We start from the raw sequence: 17,642 nt of genomic DNA, 5'->3' as shown, positions 1-17,642 counted from the left end.
ACCCTCTATCGCTACGTCGATGCCAACGGAAACCTCAGGGACCACGGAAGGCGCGTTTTATCGGCTTAGCGTAGGATTTAGCACCGTCCGGCAGCAGACCCCTTTCACCTCGGGCATCTCCTGCGCGATGGCGGGCGCGGCAAGCGCAGCCCCGGCCGCTGCAGTCGCGCCGCCAACCGTGGCGCGGGTCAGAAAGGCGCGCCGGCCGAACTGGTTGGTTGTCTTCATGGGTTCCTCCGCGTTGATCGGCCCTCTCCTGGCGGCCGATATCGCGGCGAATGTTGCATGCGACCGAACAGCCTGTCGAGACGCCAGTGCCGGGTTTTTGCCGCTTCTGCACCGCGCTTGCGCAATTGCCGCAGCGTCAGGCCGGCGGGTGTGTGGCATCGCCGATCTTGTGGGACGTTCAACGCACTACCCAAGCGGTTTGGGCTTGCCTATACTGGCAGGGGTCCGGGGCTTTGGGGGAACAAGGGATGCGCTGTCCTTTCTGTGGAAATGTCGATACGCAGGTCAAGGATTCGCGTCCGGCCGAAGACAATGTGGCGATCCGCCGGCGCCGCTTCTGCCCGGCCTGCGGCGGCCGCTTCACCACCTATGAGCGGGTGCAGCTGCGCGATCTGGTCGTGGTCAAGTCCAACGGCAGGCGCGAGGATTTCGACCGCGCCAAGCTGGAACGCTCGATCCGCATCGCCATGCAGAAGCGCCCGATCGAACCCGAGCGCATCGACCAGATGATCTCGGGCATCGTGCGCCGGCTGGAAAGCATGGGCGACACCGACATCCCCTCGAAGGTCATCGGCGAGATCGTGATGGAGACGCTGGCCCGGATCGACACGGTTTCCTATGTGCGCTTTGCCAGCGTCTACAAGAACTTCCAGGCGGCGGACGATTTCGACAAGTTCGTCTCGGAACTGCGCCCGCAAACGGCCGAGGAGTGATCGACCGGCGCCACATGCGGCACGCGCTGGCCTTGGCCCGGCGCGGCCTGGGCAATGTCTGGCCCAACCCGGCCGTGGGCTGCGTGCTGGTGCGGGGCGGCGTGGTGGTCGGGCGCGGCTGGACCCAGCCCGGCGGGCGTCCGCATGCCGAGGCAATGGCGCTGGCCCAGGCCGGCGAGGCGGCGCAAGGCGCCACTGCCTATGTCACGCTGGAGCCCTGTGCCCATCACGGCAAGACCCCGCCCTGCGCCGAGGCGCTGCTGCGTTCGGGCGTCGCCCGCGTCGTCACCGCGCTGACCGATCCCGACCCGCGCGTGGCCGGCCGCGGCCATGCCATCCTGCGCGCCGCCGGGATCGAGGTGAGTGAAGGGGTCTGCGAGGCCGAGGCGCGCGCGGTGCAGCAGGGCTTCCTGAGCCGCATCCAGCGCGGCCGGCCGATGCTGACGCTGAAGCTCGCCGCCAGTTTCGACGGCCGCATCGCCACCGCAGCGGGCGAAAGCCAATGGATCACCGGGGCAGAGGCCCGCCGCCATGTCCACGCCCTGCGCCTGGCCCATGACGCGGTGATGGTCGGCGGCGAGACGGCGCGCGCCGACCGGCCGGGGCTGAACGTGCGCGGCTTCGGCCCGGTGCGGCAGCCGGTGCGGATCGTGCTCTCGTCGCGCCCCTTGCCCGATCTGCCGGCCGAGGGGCTGCGGCATGGCCCGCTCTGGCAACTCGCCGGCCGGCCCGAGGATGTCATGGCCGAACTCGGCGCCCGCGGCCTGACCCGCGTGCTGTGCGAAGGCGGCGGGGTGCTGGCGGCCGCCTTGCTGCGCGCGGGGCTGGTGGACCAGCTGATCGGCTACAGCGCCGGGCTGGTGCTGGGCGGCGACGGCCGCGCCGGCATCGGCGTGCTGGGGCTGGAGCGCCTGGCCGACGCGCCGCGCTTCCGGCTGGCCGAGACGCGCCGGATCGGGCCCGATGTCATGCATCGCTGGCTGCGCGATGAAGCGGTGGGCTGTTGATCAATTGATCACGGCCTAGCGCCGCCAGATCCAGGCATGGCCGGCCAGCACGCCCTGCGCCTTGGCAAGCAGCCGCAGCGTCGGGCCGCCTGCACCGAATGCCGGGTCGCGCAGCCGGTCCAGCGCCACCTCGGGCGGGCAGGGCAGGCGGCTGACCGGGTCGTAATAGCGCGGATAGGCGATCAGCGCGGCATGGGCCAGCCTGGCCAGATCGGCCCGCACCTGCCGGCGCGCCGGCACCGGCCCCAGGTCGCGGGTCAGCCCCCAGCCGGCATAGAAGGGCGCGCCCAAGGTGGTGACGGGCAGGCCGCGCAGAAGCGCCTCGAACCCCAGGGTCGAGGTCATGGTCCAGACCTCGTCGACCTGGCCCATCAGCGCGTCGGCGGCGCTGTTGCGGGCGACGACATCGGCCAGCCGACGCAATTCGGCCTCGGGGACCAGGCCGGGACGCAGCCCGGCCTCGACATCGGGATGCGGCTTGTAGACCAGCACCGCGTTGGGATTCTCGGCCCGGGTGCGTTCCAGCAGGGCCAGGTTGCTGCGCTCGCGCCCCGCGCCCAGGCGGATCGAGGCATCGTCCTCGACCTGGCCCGGCACCAGGATGCGGCGGCCGGGCGGCAGGTCGGGCGGCTCGCCGGACAGGTTGTATTTGGTGATCCCGGCCTCGACCAGCAGCCGGGCCAGGTGCAGCGCCCGCTCGCCCCCGCCAGGGGGCAGGGGCTCGGCCATCAGCCGCTCGAACCGGCTTTCGCGGCCGGGGTCGTAATAGATGCCCAGGTCGTCGGCGACCAGCGACAGCGGCGGGACCAGCGCCGCCCCCAGCCCGCGCGAGCGCAGGAAGCCGTCCTCGATGCGCAGCGCGCCGGGCACCTGGTCAGCCCGCCCCGCCCAGGCCATCGTCACCCCCGGCCCCGGTTTGGCGGCAAAGCGCACCCCACGGCCGCTGCCAAAGAACCGTGCCATGAAGGGCCGTTTCCACAGCCGGATGCCATGGGCCAGGTGTCCGGCATGGTCCTGGCGCCAGGCGCGGGCCTCGGCCTCGATCTGCGCCAGCGCGCCCTCGAAATCCGTCAGCCGGTCCCGGCAGGGATCATACCAGACCGGGGCAAGCAGGTGGCTGGCGGCAAAAAGCTGCTCGATGCTGGCGGGGCGGCGGCGCGGAATCGGGTGCTGGTCATCCGTCAGGCCCCAGCCGGCATAGAAGGGGCGGCCGAAGATGCGCGGCCGGTGGCCGGCCAGCATCGCCTCGTAGCCCAGCTGCGAGGAATAGGCATAGACCCGCGCCGCGCCCCGAAGCAGCGCCCAGGGCGAGACGGCGCTGTCGCAAAGGATCTCGCCGGGGCGCAGGTCGGCGGGGCTGAAATGGCCGGGACGCAGGCCGCGCGCGGTCTCGGGGTGGCTGCGAACCACCAGCGGCAGGCCGGGATTCTCGTCGCGCGCGGCCTCCAGCATGGCCCGGAAATCCGCCTGGCCGGCCCCGCGCAGCGAGGCGTCGCCGCGGGTCTGGTCGATGACCAGCGCGTAGCCGCCGGCGGGCGGTGCGACCTGGGGCAGATGCGCGTTGTATTTCGACAGGTCGGCGGCGATGAGCCGCGCGATTCCCTGCCGCGCGCGGTCCAGTTGCGCCTGTGTGGCGGGCGCATGCACCAGGGTTTCGATCAGCGAAGGGGTATCGGGGTCGAAATGCAGTCCCGAGGGGTCGATCAGCAACCCGATGGGCCCGCGCCCCGCCACCGGGCCGCGCGCCCGCCCCGGCAGGACCGAGCGCAGGAAGGCATCCTCGATCCGCACCAGCCGGGCGCCGCGGCGGGCGGCCAGGGCCTTGCCGCGCCAGGCAGTCGGGCTGTCGCCCCAGATGCCGACATGATCGCCGGGGCCGGGCAGGCCGATGCGCAGCGACCAGCCGGCCAGCTGCAGGATGCGGCGCAGGCGCGGCCGGGTCAGGAAACCGCCGTTGCATATGAAAAGCCGCCGGGAATCCCCGGCGGCATGGTCATTCTGCTCCACGCCCTTACTCGAAGGCGCTGTCCACCGCGCTGACTTCGGTGGCGGTGCCCAGGATCGACTGCAGCGTCTTGCGCCATTGCACGAAGGGCGCCTCGGTCACATAGACGGTGTCGCCGTCGCGGATGACGAAATCGCGTGCCAGGAACATGCCGTCGGGCTTGGTCAGGTCCAGCACATAGGCGACGCGCTGGCTGCCCTGGATGTCGCCGCGGCCCAGCACGGCGCGGGCCACCGCCGGCGGCTCATCGCGCAGCACGAAGACGCCCTTTGGATCGGCCAGCGAGGTGCTGAGCCCGCCGACCATCGCCACCGCCTCGATGGCGTTGATCTGTTCATTGCCCAGCGGCACCTTGGTCTGGCCGCCAAGCGCGCCGAGCGCGGTGAAGCTGCGCTCGTCCTCCTCGACCAGGATCACGTCGCCGGGGCGCAGCGCGATGTCGTTGCGAGCGTTGGAATACAGGTCGCGCAGCCAGACCTTGCCGCTAGAATTGCCGCGCTTGACCGTGACCACGGCGATCTCGGGCTCGATCGAGACCCCGCCCGAGCGCGACAGCATGGCCGAAAGCGTGCGGGTCGGGCGCTCGATCGGATAGACGCCCTGCGCCGTGACCTTGCCCATGACCGAGACGGTGGCGCCGTCGCCGGCGACGCGCGTGACCATGACCTGCGGATCGGGGGTCTGGGTTTCCAGCTTCTGGGTGATGATGCGGCGCAGCTGCTCGGGGCTGTTGCCGGCGGCCAGCACCCGGCCGGCATAGGGCACGAAGATATAGCCCTCGCTGTCCACCTGCAATTCGGTCAGCTGGGTCGAGCTTGTCCCCATCGAGGCCAGCAGCCCGTCATCGACGTTTTCCCAGATCGACAGCCCCAGCACGTCGCCGGGCCGGATGTCGTCGGCGGCGACCGTGCCGGCATTGCGGAAATCGGCCGAGAAGCCATAGGCGGGGGTATAGTTCGCCGCCCGGTTCACCCGGTCGTCGACATGCACGATATGCGTGCTGCCGCCCTTTTCCACCGCGCCGGACATGATCTGGCCCTTTGTCGGGCCCGAGCGCGGCAGGCCGCAAGCCGAGACGAGAAGCATCCCCCCCAGGATAGCCGCCCGTGCCAGGCGCGAGCCAAGGTTGCGGCGCATGCGGACCGGCGCCGCGCCGGACCGAAGAGGCGAAAAAATGGCTTGCGTCAAACTGTTGCTCCTGTCCTCTCGTGCGATTCCCGGATCGCAGGTCGTATTTTGCCGCACGTTAACCCAGCAACCGGGGGTTTTCCATATTTTTACCCGGCTCAATCGTCCTTGCCGTCCATCTGTTGCCGATATTTGCCGCGCCCGGCGAAAAGCGCCTGATAGGGATCCTCGGGCGCCAGGATCATGTCCACCACGATGCGCAGCGCGTGGGCGCGGGACCGCGCGGCGTAAAAGCCGCCCGGAACCTGGCTGCTTTCCAACAGGAAGTCGCGATAGCGGCGATAGGCCAGCGCATGGGGTGGGCGCGGATCGTACAGGAATTCGTCGAGGCTCTGGTCCGAAACTAGGCCGGGCTTGTCAAAGACCGCATTGCCCATGGCCTTGACCGGCAACCCGCGCCACAGCGCCTGCTGCGCGGCGGTGGAGTTCACCGTCACCGCCGCATGGGCCTGGTTCAGAAGCCGCGCCAGCTTGCCGCCGCGCACGAAATGGACCCGGTCCTCGATCCCCAGGTCGCGGGCCCTGGTCAGGATGGCGTGGCGGATGCCGCCGCGCCCGTCCTCCAGCGGATGCGCCTTGAAGACGATGCGGTGATGGCGCGGCGCCGAACGGGCGAAGGCGGTCAGCACCTCGTCGGTGAATTCGGACATGCGGCGATAGGGGGAATGGGCGACGAAGTTGGAATCATGTTCCAGCTGCATCAGCACCAGCACATAGGGAAAGCCGCCGCGCCGCACCGCGCCCGCCTCGCGCATGCGGGCCAGGGCATGAAAGGGCGTCAGCAGGAAGCGGCGCAGGTTCAGCCGGAACTCCTGGAACACGCCGATCTGGCGGTGGGTGCGGTAGCCGGGATAGCGGCGGTTCGCCACCAGCACCAGGAAATGATAGAGCGCGCCATAGAACTTGTGCTGGCGCATGTCGCCCCAGCGCGCCGGCGGTCGGTGCATCTCGGCCACGCGGTTGCGCAGCGCGTTGCGCATCTCGCGCAGGGGGATGCGCATCAGCGCGGAATGCCCGTTCGAGCCGCCGCGCTCATAGGTGATCCAGAAAGGGCGCAGATAGCCTTCCTCGAAGACATGCAGCACCAGGTCGTGGCGCCGCGCCGCCTCGCGCGCGGCGCCATGGACCGGGCGGACGTCGCCGTAAAGCACGATGTCGGTCACGCCTTTTTCGGTGATGATGCGGTCCAGGTGGTCGGGCCAGTCCTCGGGCCCGCTGCCGTGGCGGATGAACCGGGGCGCGTCGGACCAGAAGAATTCGTCGCCGGCGTTGAAGCCGACGCGCCAGACCTGGGCACCGGCATCGCGCAACAGCCGGCCGACGCGGTCGAAGAACGGGCCGTGCGGCCCCTGCAACATCAGGAAGACGCGCTTGCCGGCGGGCAAGGCGGCGGTCGCCGCCACCGGGACCAGCTTGCGCTGCTGCTGCGGCTGCGGATCGGGCGGGGCAAGCGGGCGCGGGGAAGCCGCGGGCGCCGGGGCGGCGCGCAGATCGCGGAAATGGCGAGGGGCGGTCATGGAATTCAGCATATGAGCCTGGTGTTGTTTTTTTTTTCAGGAATTCGGGCTTTTCGCTGCAGGCGGGGCCCAGCCACCGAGGTCATATGCCCCCTGATTGCACCAAAATCCCGCCGCTGTCACGGCCTTTCCTGATTTTGCTTAACCGACGTGGCGCCGCGGCTGCGGCTTTGCTTGAAGATCGTGCGCCAAGGCTCTAGTTCTCTGGCAGCCACAGGAAGGGAGCGTCCATGTTTACCGGCATCATCACCGATATCGGCGAGGTTTCCCGCGTCGAGATGCGCGGCGACATGCGGGCGCGGATTTCCTGCCATTACGAGATGGCGGGGGTCGATCTGGGCGCCTCGATCGCCTGCGACGGCATCTGCCTGACCGTGGTCGAGAAGGGGGCGGACTGGTTCGACGTGGACATCTCGGCCGAGACCATCTCGAAGACCAATATCGGTGCGAACGGCTGGGCGCCCGGCAAGCGGCTGAACCTGGAACGCGCGCTGCGCGTCGGCGACGAGCTGGGCGGTCATATCGTCTCGGGCCATGTCGACGGCGTCGCGCTGATCGAGGAGATGCGCGACGAGGGCGACAGCACCCGCATCACCCTGCGCGCGCCCAGGGCGCTGGCGCGCTTCATCGCGCCCAAGGGCTCGGTGGCGCTGAACGGCACCTCGCTGACGGTGAACGAGGTCGAGGGCGAGCGTTTCGGCGTGAACGTCATCCCCCACACCCAGGCCGTGACCACCTGGGGCGCGGCGCGGCCGGGCGACGCGGTGAACCTGGAAATCGACACGCTGGCGCGCTATGTCGCGCGGCTGGCCGAGGCGGGGTGATGGCCGGGATCGGCCATAACCGCGGCCCGGCGCTGTCCCCCGAGGCGGGGCGCGGCTTTCGTGCCCATGCCTGGTCCGTGGCGCGGCGCGAATTGCTGGGCGCGCGGTTGCCGGTCGAGGTGGTGCGCCTGCAGCTGCGCCGGGCCAAGGCGCTGGGCCTGGATTACAAGACCTATGCCGGGGTGCGGGCGACGACCGGGCGCGACCTGGTGGCCTTTCTCTATTCGACGAATGCGCTGGGGGTGTTCCGCGACGGGCAGCCCGTCGGCGCGGCCGAGCGCCGGCGCATCGCTGAAAGCGCGGCCGTGCCGCATCTGGGCTGCGCGCCGGGGCTTGCGCCGGATGCGATCGCGGTGCAGATCGGGGCGATCTCGGCCGAACGGCTGCCGCCCTTCGGCGACAGCTGGTCGGCGGTCCGGGACAGGATGAAAAGCTGGCTGCGGGCGCAGGGCCTGCCCGGCGATGCGGTGCTGATGATCGGCGAGACCGAACATGAGCGGGAAATGATGGTGGCGGGCGGTCTGGCGGGTTTCGTCACCGGTCGGAAGTTCTTTGCAGGAGCGGCGGATGCAATATGAAAAGCCGGGACCGGTCGAACGCGACTGGTCCGACGCGATCTCTCCCATCGAGGAGATCATCAACGAGGCCCGCAACGGCCGCATGTTCATCCTGGTCGATCACGAGGACCGCGAGAACGAGGGCGACCTGGTCATCCCCGCGCAGATGGCTACGCCCGAGGCGATCAATTTCATGGCCACGCATGGCCGCGGGCTGATCTGCCTGTCGCTGCCCGGCGCGCGCATCGACGCGCTCGGCCTGCAGCTGATGAGCCCCAAGAACTCCAGCCGGCACGAAACCGCCTTCACCATGTCCATCGAGGCGCGCGAGGGCGTGACCACCGGCATCTCGGCCCATGACCGCGCCCATACCGTCGCGGTGGCCATCGACCCCAGCAAGGGCGCGGCCGACATCGCCACGCCCGGCCACGTGTTTCCGCTGCGCGCCCGCGAGGGCGGCGTGCTGGTGCGCGCCGGCCATACCGAGGCGGCCGTCGACGTGGCGCGGCTGGCGGGACTGAATCCCTCGGGCGTGATCTGCGAGATCATGAACGAGGACGGCACCATGGCGCGGTTGCCGGACCTGGTGGCATTCGCGCAAAAGCACGGGCTGAAGATCGGCACCATCAGCGACCTGATCGCCTATCGCCGCCGCCACGACAACCTGATCGCCGAGCGCGGCCAGCGCGCCGTGCATTCGATCCATGGCGGCGACTGGATGATGCGCATCTTCGCCGACGAGACCTCGGGGGCCGAGCATATCGTGCTGACCAAGGGCGACCTGACCGCGCCCGGCCCGGTGCCGGTGCGCATGCATGTGCTGGACCCGCTGCACGACGTCCTGGGGATCGGGCGCGAGAATGCCGGCACCCTGGACGCCGCCATGCGCATCATCGCCGAAGAGGGCCGGGGCGTGGTGGTGCTGTTCCGCGACCTCGAGCCGCGCCTGCCGCGCCAGGACGAGGTCTCCTCGCATGTGCTGCGCCAATACGGGCTGGGGGCGCAGATCCTCTCGGCGCTGGGGCTGTCGGAGCTGGTGGTGCTGACCAATTCGGCGCCGGTGAAGGTGGTCGGGCTTGACGCCTACGGGCTTTCGATCCATTCCACCCGTTCGATTCCCAAAGAGTGACGCCATGGCCGCCAGCATCGAACATGACCAATTGCCGCTGCCCCGGATCGAGGGCGGCGCGCGCCTGCTGATCGTGGTCGCGCCCTATTACCGCCAGATCGCCGACGGGCTGATTGCCGGCGCGCGCGCCGTGGCCGAATCCGCCGGCGCCACCGTCGATCTGGTCGAGGTGCCCGGCGCGCTGGAAATTCCCACGGCCATCGCCCTGGCGGGCGGACGCAATCTCTATGACGGCTATGTCGCGCTTGGCTGCGTGATCCGGGGCGAGACGACGCATTACGACACCGTATGCAACGACAGCTCGCGCGGGCTGATGCTGCTGGGCCTGCAGGGCCATTGCATCGGCAACGGCATCCTGACGGTCGAGAACACCGCCCAGGCCGAGGTCCGCGCCGATCCGCAGGGCCAGAACAAGGGCGGCGGCGCGGCGGCGGCGGCGTTGCATCTGATCGCGCTCAAGCGCGGCTGGGCCGGGCAATCGCCGCGCGGCGATGCCTCGGTGCCGCGCGACGTGATCCGGCTGGCCGGCGAGATCGACGGGCCGGGCAACGCATGAGCGGGCCGGGCGACAAGACGCGCCGCGACGGCGACCGGCAGGCGCGGCAGGCCCGCGCCGCGGCCGCGCGGCTTTATGCGGTGCAGGCGCTGTTCCAGATGGAGGCGGGCGGCCAGTCCGCCGACCGGGTGCAGCGCGAGTTCCTGAACTGGCGCATCGGCCGCGAGGACGAGGACGACGACATCGTCTCGGCCGAGGCGGATCAGGCGCTGTTCACCCGAATCGTGGACGATGCCGTCACCTGGCAGTCCAGGATCGACCAGATGACCGACCGCGCACTGGTGGCAAAATGGCCCATCGACCGCATCGACCCGGTGCTGCGCTCGGTCTTTCGTGCCGCGGGCGCCGAACTGGTGACGCCCAAGACCCCGCCCAAGGTGGTCATCGCCGAATATGTCCGCCTGGCGCAGGCCTTCTTCGCCGAGGGGCGCGAGTCGAAATTCGTCAATGCCGTGCTGGACCATATGGCGCGCGAAGCCCGGCCCGAGGCATTCTGACGCGGGGCGCGCGGGATTTTCTTCTCGGGCTCTGCCGCGATCCGCGCTAGAATGGCCAGGCTTGTCTGTTCCGGGAAAGAAGATGCCGCAACTCGTCCGGCTTTACATCGTCAGCATCGCCATCGGCTTCGCGCTGGCGCTGGTGTTCACCGCGCTGCTTCTGGCGCTGGATGTCGGCACGCTGCGGCACCTGGTGACGGCCACGCGCGGCGGCTGGATGGCGGTGCTGATGCTGGTCGTCTTTCACACCATCCTGTTTTCGGGGGTGCAGTTCGGCATCCGGATCATGCTGATGGCCCGCAAGGAAGGCCGCGGCGGCGGCCTGCGGCAGCGGATTCGGCGGCGTCCGGCGCCGGCCTTGGTCCCCGCCGCAGGCCCGCGCTGATCGCCGCGGCGGCTCGGAAGCGGCGCTGCATTTTTGCCTTGCCACTGTGGACCTTTCGCAACAATTCCATCTCGGAAAGGCGCCTGTCGGGCGCCTTTTTTTTGTGCAATCCGAGCCGGCTTCCGCAACGTGGAAGATTGTCATATTTCGTGAGCCATGTGGTGTCCTGTTACCCGGCTGAGACCGGGGCAAAAATTGCCGTGCAACCTGCAGGCGAAAAGGTTTCATCACGATTTCGCATGATCCGTTTTCCGCCGATGGGCAGGTTCCCGCCGAATTTCACGTTTTTGCGAGGTTCGGCGCAGTTTTCCGGACCTCTTTATCGTCGGGCATGACGGTTCTACCTCTGAGCCAGCAGAGATGCTCGTGGTTCCGCAAGGGCGGCGCCGCGGACACGAAACGGTTCGGAAAAGGACTGATACAATGAAGACGCTTGCTTACCTCGCCGGTGCCACGGCCCTGGCCGCCGCATTTTCGGCCCCCGCCTTCGCGCAATCCGAAATCGCCACGGGCGCCGACGCCGCCGGGATCACGGAAGTCAACGAACAGATGCGCGATGTCGAGGATGCGGTGCGCGACGATTTCGAGCGCTCGTCCGACGCCTATCGCTTCGGCAATCCCGAGCGCCGCGAAGGCACCTTCGGCTCGGTCGCGCTGACCTATGCCGGCCGCACCGGCAACAACGAGAACCAGGACTTCAGCCTGGCCGGCCGCCTGTCGCACAACCAGGGCGCGTTCTCGCAATCGGTCGGCATCCTGCTGGAATATGGCGAGGATGACGACGGCGATACCGATACCGAAAAGACCTATGTCATCTATGACGGTCTCTACAACATCAACGACCGCTTCTATGCCTTTGCCCTGGGTCGCGTGGCGACCGACGGGCTGGCCGGCGATTTCGACGGGCTGACCGCCGAAGAGATCGCAGACCAGGAGGGCCGGCTGAAGCGCGACGCCTTCCTCGGCGTGGGTCCGGGCTATCGGATCATCAACAGCGACACCACCGCCTGGCGCGTGCAGGCCGGTGTCGGCGTGCGCTACACCAAGAAGGTCGACCTGGATGAACCCGCCGACGATCCCTTCGTTTCCGACACCGAAGTCGGCTACATCCTGTCGTCGCGGTTCTATCACCGCATCAACGAGAATTTCTTCCTGACCAACGACACCGACTATCTGACCTCGGACAGCAACGACACGGCTACCAACGAGCTGGGGCTGAACTTCAAGATGTCGGATGCCCTGGCGACCCGCGTGTCCTACAAGACCGAATATGTCTCGGACCGCGCGATCCGCACCGACAACACGCTGGGCGTGTCGCTGGTCTACGGTTTCTGACCAGGCAGAAGAAGATCCCTCCTCTCTCCGGGGCGGCCTTCGGGTCGCCCTTTTTTTATTGGCGACGCAGGGAAAGGCGGTGGCGGGAACCGCAGCGACCGTGGCGGCGCAGGTTTCCCCGAAAGCCTGGATATCCAGGTGGGCGCCGGATAACGGGACCAGGGCCCCGACAGAGCCAGCCCCCTCGGTGAAGTTATAGGCCAGTGAGAAAGATGGCCGCACACGAGAAGAGCAGAAACCCGCCAGCCCCATAGATAGGACGGCGGCCGACACGCCGCAAGGCCGGGGTGGGCTTGCGCAATGTTTCCCTTTCGTTCATGGTGGGTGCATGACCAGCCTTGCCGATCCGACCGCCGATGTCCTGCCCGCCCTGCCGGGTCAGCGGCTGGCGCGCGGGGTGACGCGGATGCTGGCCGGGCTGGGCCATGCCGCGCTGCCGGAATTCGTGCCCGCGGGCGGGCTGCGGGTCGATGTGATCTCGGTCACGCCCAAGGGCGAGATCTGGGTCGTCGAATGCAAGAGCTGCCGGGCCGATTTCATCTCGGACCGCAAATGGCAGGGCTACCTGGAGTTCTGCGATCGCTTCTTTTGGGCGGTGGATGCCGATTTCCCCGAAGACCTGCTGCCCGAGGGTTCGGGCCTGATCCGCGCCGACAGCTGGGGGGCCGAGCTGGTTCGCATGGCCCCCGAATCGCGGCTGGCCGGGGCGCGGCGCAGCCGGCTTTTGCGCGATATCGCCCGCGTCTCGACCGCGCGGCTGCTGGCGCTGACCGATCCGATGGGAATCAGCGGCGCGGCTTCCTGACGTCCTTGCCGGGTTTCGAGGGGCCGCCGATGCTGCGCGCGGCCTCGGCGGCGGCCAGCAGCTCCTCGGCGATTTCCTCGGCCTCGTCGGGGTCGAAGTCCAGCGGCAGGTCGACATTCTCGGCCTCGACATAGATCCTGACCATGCCGCGGTCGGTGGGGCCGATCTGAAGATTGGCGGCGATGTCGCTTTGGCTGTTGATGCTCATGCTGTCTCTCCTGGCGCCCGGCCTCGTGGATCCGGGGATTTTCCTTAACCCGCATGCGAATTTCCGGCAAGACGGGCTTGCGCAGCCCGGTGGCTGGCGCTAGATACCCGCCTGTGCCGCCTTAGCTCAGTTGGTTAGAGCACCAGATTGTGGATCTGGGGGTCCCCCGTTCGAGCCGGGGAGGCGGTACCATCGCAACCAGGCACCAAGCAGAAGAAGCCGGACGGATCGCAAACCCTGCCGGGGACGACCCGCCCGAATGCAGTACGGCTTGCGCCCGCGTGATTCCCGCTCCAGGAGGGCAGGGCCCCGTTCGGTTGCTTGGGGCAGGCGGCCTGCGGTGCCGCCGCAAGGATGGCCTGTTCCCGGCATTCGTTTTATGGGCGCGGAAACGTCGGGCGCGGTTTGAAAACCCCGGCGCAGGCATGGCATGCAAATGCGCGTGTCATAAAAATATCACATCGCGCCTCTCCGCTTCCTTGCCGCTTTTCCGGGCACGGCTTTGCCAGTATGCGTCGCCGGCGAGCATTCGCATGACTTACGGAGATATGAAGTTTAAAACTGCATTCTATGCCGCCTTGGCCAGCCTTATTGCGGGCGCCTCCTTTGCCGGGGGATATGTCGCTCCTGTCGTTGAGTAGCCGGTCGCCGTCGCTCAAACCCGTGCCGATGTCGATTGGACCGGGTTCTATGCCGGTGTTCAATACGGGCAGGGCAGCCTCGACGCCTCGGTCCCCGGCGTTACGGTCGATGCGGGCGATTTCGACGCGCTTGGCCTGCATGCTGGTTATCTGCACGATTTCGGCCAGTTCGTCCTGGGCGGCGAACTGGACTACAACAATGTCGAGCATGACGATTTCGACGGCAGCGCGGACCTGTGGCGCCTGCGCGCCCGTGCCGGCTACGACATGGGCAAGTTCCAGCCCTATGTGACCCTGGGTGCCGCGCGTCTTTCGGACGAGGATGCCAAGGAAACCGGCCTGACCTATGGCATTGGCGCCGATTTCCTTTTGACCGACAGTTTCTCGGCCGGCCTGGAGTACAGCCATGCCGATTTCTCGGATATCGACGGCACCAACATCGACCTTGATGCGGATATGGTCCAGATCCGGGCGTCGTATCGGTTCTGACAAAACCCGACCGGCCGTTTATGACCGGCCAAGAGTTGTCGCGACAATCAAAGCCGCCCGGATGGGCGGCTTTTCAATATGCAGGAAGCCTTCTTGATGATTTCGGCGGCCGCATCCCCAAGGTGGCGCAGCCGGTGCCGGTGCGGTATAGACGGCGATGCCGTCCCAGGAACGGCGCTCGGGTGATGGTTCCCTGGGATTTGCCATGGGCCCTGCGTTCCTGGCAGGCGCAGGCGGGAACGAGACGGGATCAAGCGGCGCAGCAAGTGCTAAAAATGGCTGAAACGGAAGATTTCATCAACAGAAACAACAGCGCAAGGCTTTCTGTCGCGCCGATGATGGACTGGACTGACAGCCTGTGCCGGCGCATCCACCGGCTGCTGTCGCGCCGCGCGCTGCTTTATACCGAGATGGTGACCGCCCCGGCGCTGGTTTACGGCGACCGGGCGAAACTGCTGGATTTCGACGCGGCCGAGCATCCGGTGGCGCTGCAACTGGGCGGCTCGGACCCGGCGCAGCTGGCCGAGGCGGCGCGGATCGGCGCCGATTGGGGCTATGACGAGATCAACCTGAACGTCGGCTGCCCCAGCGACCGGGTGCAGTCGGGCTGTTTCGGCGCCGTGCTGATGACCCGGCCGGACCTGGTCGCCGAATGCGTCGCGGCGATGGTTGCAGCGAGCCCGGTCGAGGTCACGGTGAAATGCCGTATCGGCGTGGACGATCAGCTGCCCGAGGCGGTGCTGCCCGATTTCATCGCCCGCATGCGCGACGTGGGCGTGCGCCGCATGACCATCCATGCCCGCAAGGCCTGGCTCCAGGGCCTGTCCCCGCGCGAGAATCGCGAGATCCCGCCGCTGGACTATCCGCTGGTGCATCGCATGAAACAGGCGTTTCCCGACCTGCACCTGTCGATCAATGGCGGCATCGCCTCGCTCGACGCGGTGCGCGATCACCTGCGGGCGATGGATGGGGTGATGGTCGGGCGCGCGGCCTATCACCAGCCATGGGACATGCTGGGCGAGGCTGACCGGCTCTGGGGCGAGAAGCCGCGCTTTGCCGATCCGCTGGAGGCGGCGCGGGCGCTGCGCGAGCTGGTCGACGCGCATCTGGCCTCGGGCGGGCGGCTGCATCAGGCGACGCGGCACATGCTGGGCCTGTTCCATGGCCGGCCCGGCGCGCGCGGCTGGCGGCGGCAATTGTCCGAAGGCGCATCGCGGGCCCGCGACCGGGCCGAGGCGCTGGCGGTCTATGACGCGGCGCTGGCCGAGGTCATGGCGCCGGCGTGACCTCGGCCTTGGCCCAGGCCCGCATTGCCCGGACCAGGGCCCGGCGCCGCAACCGCTGCCGGGCGCTGTCGAGGTAATAGGCCAGCATCACCTCCCCGATCAGGAAGCGCAGGATCGGCGCCTGGTCCGGTGCCAGCAGGCCGGGCACGCCGGTCAGGGCCTGCCAGTCGGGCAGGGCGATGCCGTCCCGCACCAGTGCCGGCGGCTGCTCGCGCCGGCTTTCCAGCCAGGCCAGCAGCCGCGCCATGTCGCGGGCCAGCGCCATCTCGGTCGCGCCTTGCATGTCGATGGCGGTCAGCCGCAGCGCACCGGGCCGGGGCTCGTCCACGAATAGGTTGTCGGGCGTCAGGTCGCCATGGCAAAGCCCGCGTTCGACCGCGGCGCCGCGCAGCCGGGCGGCCTCGGCCCGCATCCGCTGCATATGGCCTGCCACCAGGTCGCGGTCGATCCAGTCGCCCGAAGCGGCGGCGATCCGGGCCTCCAGCCCATTGAGCCAGAAGCGCGGCCCGAACGTGCCGCGGTTGCGCGTCGCGCTGGCTAGGCGGCGCAGCCATGACCCCATGCGGGCGATCAGCGCGGCGCGCTCTGCCGGGCCGGCCTCGGCCAGCAGATGCGCGACGGGCCGGCCCGGTGCCGGGGCGGTGATCAGGATGCCTTGTTCGGGCAGCGCCAGCAGGGGCGGGGCGACGGCGTCGAGATCCTGGCCCAGCACCTCGGCCGCCTGGCGCAGCCGCGCCTGCGCCCGTGCCACGCCGGCGGGCGGATCGGCGCCGCGGAACTGCCTGAGCCAAGCCGGCCGGCCGTCCAGCCGGATCTGCACCACCAGCCGGTCGGGCCGGTTGCGGACCACGCGCAGCGGCTCGATCCCGGCCAGCGGCGGCAGGGCGGCCGAGGGATCAGGCGCGTTCGGCAGCCTTGGCCTCGTTCCACAGCGCGTCCATCTCGGCCAGGTCGCTGTCCTCGGGGCGGCGGCCCTGGGCGGCCAGCGCGGCCTCGATGGCGCGGAAGCGGCGGGTGAACTTGGCATTGGCCAGCCGCAGCGCCTCCTCGGGGTCGATCTCCAGATGCCGGGCCAGATTCGCCATCACGAACATCAGGTCGCCGAATTCCTCGGTCAAATGGGCGTGATCGGAGCCGCCCCTGGCCTCGACCAGCTCGCGGCTTTCCTCGGTGATCTTGTCCAGCACCTCGGCGGGGCCCGGCCAGTCGAAGCCGACGCGGGCGGCGCGGTTCTGCAGCTTGACCGCGCGGGTCAGCGCCGGCAGGCCAAGCGCCACACCGTCCAGCACGCCGCGTTCCGCCTTGGCCGCGCGTTCGCGGGCCTTGATCGCCTCCCAATCCCTGATCTGCTGGGCGGCCGACTTGTCGCGGGATTCGTTGCCGAAGATATGCGGGTGGCGGTCGATCATCTTGTCCGAGATCTTCTCGACCACATCGGCAAAGTCGAACATGCCCGCCTCGGCCGCCATCTGCGCGTGGAAAACCACCTGGAGCAGCAGGTCGCCCAGCTCGCCGGGCAATTCGTCCCAGGCTTCACGCGCGATGGCGTCGGCGACCTCATGCGCCTCTTCGATGGTATAGGGCGCGATCGAGGCGAAATCCTGTTCGATGTCCCAGGGACAGCCGGTCTGCGGATCGCGCAGCGCGGCCATGATCGCCAGCAGCCGGCGGATTCCGGTGCGGTCCGTCGCATCGCGCGCCAGTGCGGGATGGTCCGGCGCGGGGTGGGGCGCCTTGTCCTCGGCCATCGTGATCTCCCTTGGTCGGCTCGTCGCATTGACCTGCCACATGCGCGGCCCCATGTCCACGGCGCGCCCAGGTCGCACCCGCCCCGCGCCAAGGTCCGGGCTTTCTTGCCATCGGTCCGAGCCGCGGATAGGGTGCGCGCCAATTCCGCCGGGGGATCTCCCGGAGAACGTCAGCACAGGGATAGACTGAATGCTCGTGACCCCCGCCTATGCCCAGGCCGCCGGAGGCGCTTCCGGCGCTGCAGGACTCGCCTCGTTCCTGCCGCTCATCCTGATCTTCGTCATCATGTATTTCCTGATGATCCGCCCGCAGCAGAAGCGCGTGAAGGAACATCGCGCCATGGTCGAGGCGCTGAAAAAGGGCGACGAGATCGTCACCCAGGGCGGGATGATCGGCAAGGTGACCTCGGTGCGCGACAACGAGCTTGAGGTCGAGATCGCTCCCGGCGTCAAGGTCCGCGTCATCCGCTCGACCGTGACCGGGCTGGTGAACCGCACCCAACCCGCCGCCGCCAACAGCTGAA

19 protein-coding genes, 1 tRNA gene and 1 pseudogene are annotated in these 17,642 nt (G+C 68.6%); 14 read left to right on the top strand and 7 right to left on the bottom strand.

The window, feature by feature from the left end:
- Positions 1-57: 57 nt before the first annotated feature.
- On the bottom strand, positions 58-228 hold the full coding sequence (locus tag ACDP63_RS17930; protein WP_409928377.1) for a hypothetical protein: 171 nt from the start codon (positions 226-228) through the stop codon (positions 58-60).
- Between the two features lie 248 nt (positions 229-476).
- On the opposite strand from ACDP63_RS17930, the gene nrdR reads away from it, so the two are divergent.
- Positions 477-941, top strand: coding sequence for a transcriptional regulator NrdR (gene nrdR / locus ACDP63_RS17925; RefSeq protein WP_024844522.1), 465 nt, complete (start codon positions 477-479; stop codon positions 939-941).
- Positions 942-955: 14 nt separating this feature from the next.
- Positions 956-1,948 carry a bifunctional diaminohydroxyphosphoribosylaminopyrimidine deaminase/5-amino-6-(5-phosphoribosylamino)uracil reductase RibD gene (gene ribD, locus ACDP63_RS17920; RefSeq protein ID WP_024844523.1) on the top strand — a complete coding sequence of 331 codons (993 nt, stop codon included), beginning with the start codon at positions 956-958 and terminating at the stop codon, positions 1,946-1,948.
- A 15-nt stretch (positions 1,949-1,963) separates the two neighbouring features.
- Here ribD and ACDP63_RS17915 read toward each other — a convergent pair whose 3' ends face one another.
- The 3 genes from ACDP63_RS17915 to ACDP63_RS17905 all read right to left on the bottom strand — a co-directional run bounded on the left by ACDP63_RS17915 (position 1,964) and on the right by ACDP63_RS17905 (position 6,658).
- Positions 1,964-3,955, bottom strand: coding sequence for a capsular polysaccharide biosynthesis protein (locus ACDP63_RS17915; protein WP_024844524.1), 1,992 nt, complete (start codon positions 3,953-3,955; stop codon positions 1,964-1,966).
- Positions 3,956-3,959: 4 nt separating this feature from the next.
- Positions 3,960-5,090, bottom strand: a complete 1,131-nt coding sequence (locus tag ACDP63_RS17910; protein WP_177209328.1) for a polysaccharide biosynthesis/export family protein — start codon at positions 5,088-5,090, stop codon at positions 3,960-3,962.
- A gap of 149 nt (positions 5,091-5,239) precedes the next feature.
- On the bottom strand, positions 5,240-6,658 hold the full coding sequence (locus ACDP63_RS17905; protein ID WP_028710322.1) for a capsule biosynthesis protein CapA: 1,419 nt from the start codon (positions 6,656-6,658) through the stop codon (positions 5,240-5,242).
- 230 nt (positions 6,659-6,888) lie between these two features.
- On the opposite strand from ACDP63_RS17905, the gene ACDP63_RS17900 reads away from it, so the two are divergent.
- The 8 genes from ACDP63_RS17900 to ACDP63_RS17865 all read left to right on the top strand — a co-directional run bounded on the left by ACDP63_RS17900 (position 6,889) and on the right by ACDP63_RS17865 (position 12,746).
- Positions 6,889-7,482 (top strand): riboflavin synthase, encoded by a 594-nt coding sequence (locus ACDP63_RS17900; protein ID WP_024844527.1) that lies wholly within the window; start codon positions 6,889-6,891, stop codon positions 7,480-7,482.
- Complete coding sequence (locus ACDP63_RS17895) at positions 7,482-8,060, top strand: hypothetical protein (protein WP_024844528.1); 579 nt, start codon at positions 7,482-7,484, stop codon at positions 8,058-8,060. The genes ACDP63_RS17900 and ACDP63_RS17895 overlap by 1 nt, the downstream gene beginning before the upstream one ends.
- Positions 8,050-9,168 (top strand): 3,4-dihydroxy-2-butanone-4-phosphate synthase, encoded by a 1,119-nt coding sequence (ribB, locus tag ACDP63_RS17890; protein ID WP_024844529.1) that lies wholly within the window; start codon positions 8,050-8,052, stop codon positions 9,166-9,168. Before ACDP63_RS17895 ends, ribB begins: the two co-directional genes overlap by 11 nt.
- Before the next feature lie 4 nt (positions 9,169-9,172).
- The gene (locus tag ACDP63_RS17885; protein WP_024844530.1) at positions 9,173-9,724 is read left to right on the top strand and encodes a 6,7-dimethyl-8-ribityllumazine synthase; all 552 of its coding nucleotides are present in this window, start codon (positions 9,173-9,175) and stop codon (positions 9,722-9,724) included.
- Positions 9,721-10,221, top strand: coding sequence for a transcription antitermination factor NusB (gene nusB, locus ACDP63_RS17880; RefSeq protein ID WP_024844531.1), 501 nt, complete (start codon positions 9,721-9,723; stop codon positions 10,219-10,221). Before ACDP63_RS17885 ends, nusB begins: the two co-directional genes overlap by 4 nt.
- Positions 10,222-10,303: 82 nt before the next feature.
- Positions 10,304-10,606 (top strand): hypothetical protein, encoded by a 303-nt coding sequence (locus ACDP63_RS17875; protein ID WP_024844532.1) that lies wholly within the window; start codon positions 10,304-10,306, stop codon positions 10,604-10,606.
- Between the two features lie 423 nt (positions 10,607-11,029).
- On the top strand, positions 11,030-11,941 hold the full coding sequence (locus ACDP63_RS17870) for a YdiY family protein (protein ID WP_024844533.1): 912 nt from the start codon (positions 11,030-11,032) through the stop codon (positions 11,939-11,941).
- A gap of 328 nt (positions 11,942-12,269) precedes the next feature.
- Positions 12,270-12,746, top strand: a complete 477-nt coding sequence (locus tag ACDP63_RS17865; protein ID WP_024844534.1) for an MmcB family DNA repair protein — start codon at positions 12,270-12,272, stop codon at positions 12,744-12,746.
- On the opposite strand, the gene ACDP63_RS17860 is transcribed toward ACDP63_RS17865, so the two are convergent.
- Positions 12,727-12,954, bottom strand: a complete 228-nt coding sequence (locus ACDP63_RS17860) for a DUF6324 family protein (RefSeq protein ID WP_024844535.1) — start codon at positions 12,952-12,954, stop codon at positions 12,727-12,729. The genes ACDP63_RS17865 and ACDP63_RS17860 overlap by 20 nt on opposite strands.
- Positions 12,955-13,069: 115 nt before the next feature.
- On the opposite strand from ACDP63_RS17860, the gene ACDP63_RS17855 reads away from it, so the two are divergent.
- The 3 genes and pseudogenes from ACDP63_RS17855 to dusA all read left to right on the top strand — a co-directional run bounded on the left by ACDP63_RS17855 (position 13,070) and on the right by dusA (position 15,370).
- A tRNA-His gene (locus ACDP63_RS17855) sits at positions 13,070-13,146 on the top strand.
- 518 nt (positions 13,147-13,664) lie between these two features.
- A pseudogene (locus ACDP63_RS17850) lies at positions 13,665-14,084 on the top strand (outer membrane protein); the annotation flags it as partial.
- Between the two features lie 275 nt (positions 14,085-14,359).
- Positions 14,360-15,370, top strand: coding sequence for a tRNA dihydrouridine(20/20a) synthase DusA (dusA, locus tag ACDP63_RS17845; RefSeq protein ID WP_074990643.1), 1,011 nt, complete (start codon positions 14,360-14,362; stop codon positions 15,368-15,370).
- Here the strand turns inward: dusA and ACDP63_RS17840 are convergent.
- Positions 15,354-16,220, bottom strand: coding sequence for a phosphotransferase family protein (locus tag ACDP63_RS17840; protein ID WP_231486744.1), 867 nt, complete (start codon positions 16,218-16,220; stop codon positions 15,354-15,356). The two genes, dusA and ACDP63_RS17840, sit on opposite strands and share 17 nt — an antisense overlap.
- A 46-nt stretch (positions 16,221-16,266) precedes the next feature.
- Positions 16,267-17,022: a nucleoside triphosphate pyrophosphohydrolase gene (gene mazG, locus ACDP63_RS17835; RefSeq protein ID WP_051419631.1), complete on the bottom strand. Its 756-nt coding sequence runs from the start codon at positions 17,020-17,022 to the stop codon at positions 16,267-16,269.
- Positions 17,023-17,308: 286 nt separating this feature from the next.
- Here mazG and yajC point away from each other — a divergent pair, with 286 nt between their 5' ends.
- Entirely contained in the window at positions 17,309-17,641 is a 333-nt protein-coding gene (yajC, locus tag ACDP63_RS17830) for a preprotein translocase subunit YajC (RefSeq protein ID WP_024844539.1), read from the top strand.
- Position 17,642 lies beyond the last annotated feature (1 nt).

The organism is Paracoccus sp. P2 (assembly GCF_046335115.1).
Taxonomy (GTDB): Bacteria; Pseudomonadota; Alphaproteobacteria; order Rhodobacterales; family Rhodobacteraceae; genus Paracoccus; species Paracoccus pantotrophus.
This window is presented reverse-complemented; position numbering and strand designations above follow the sequence as displayed.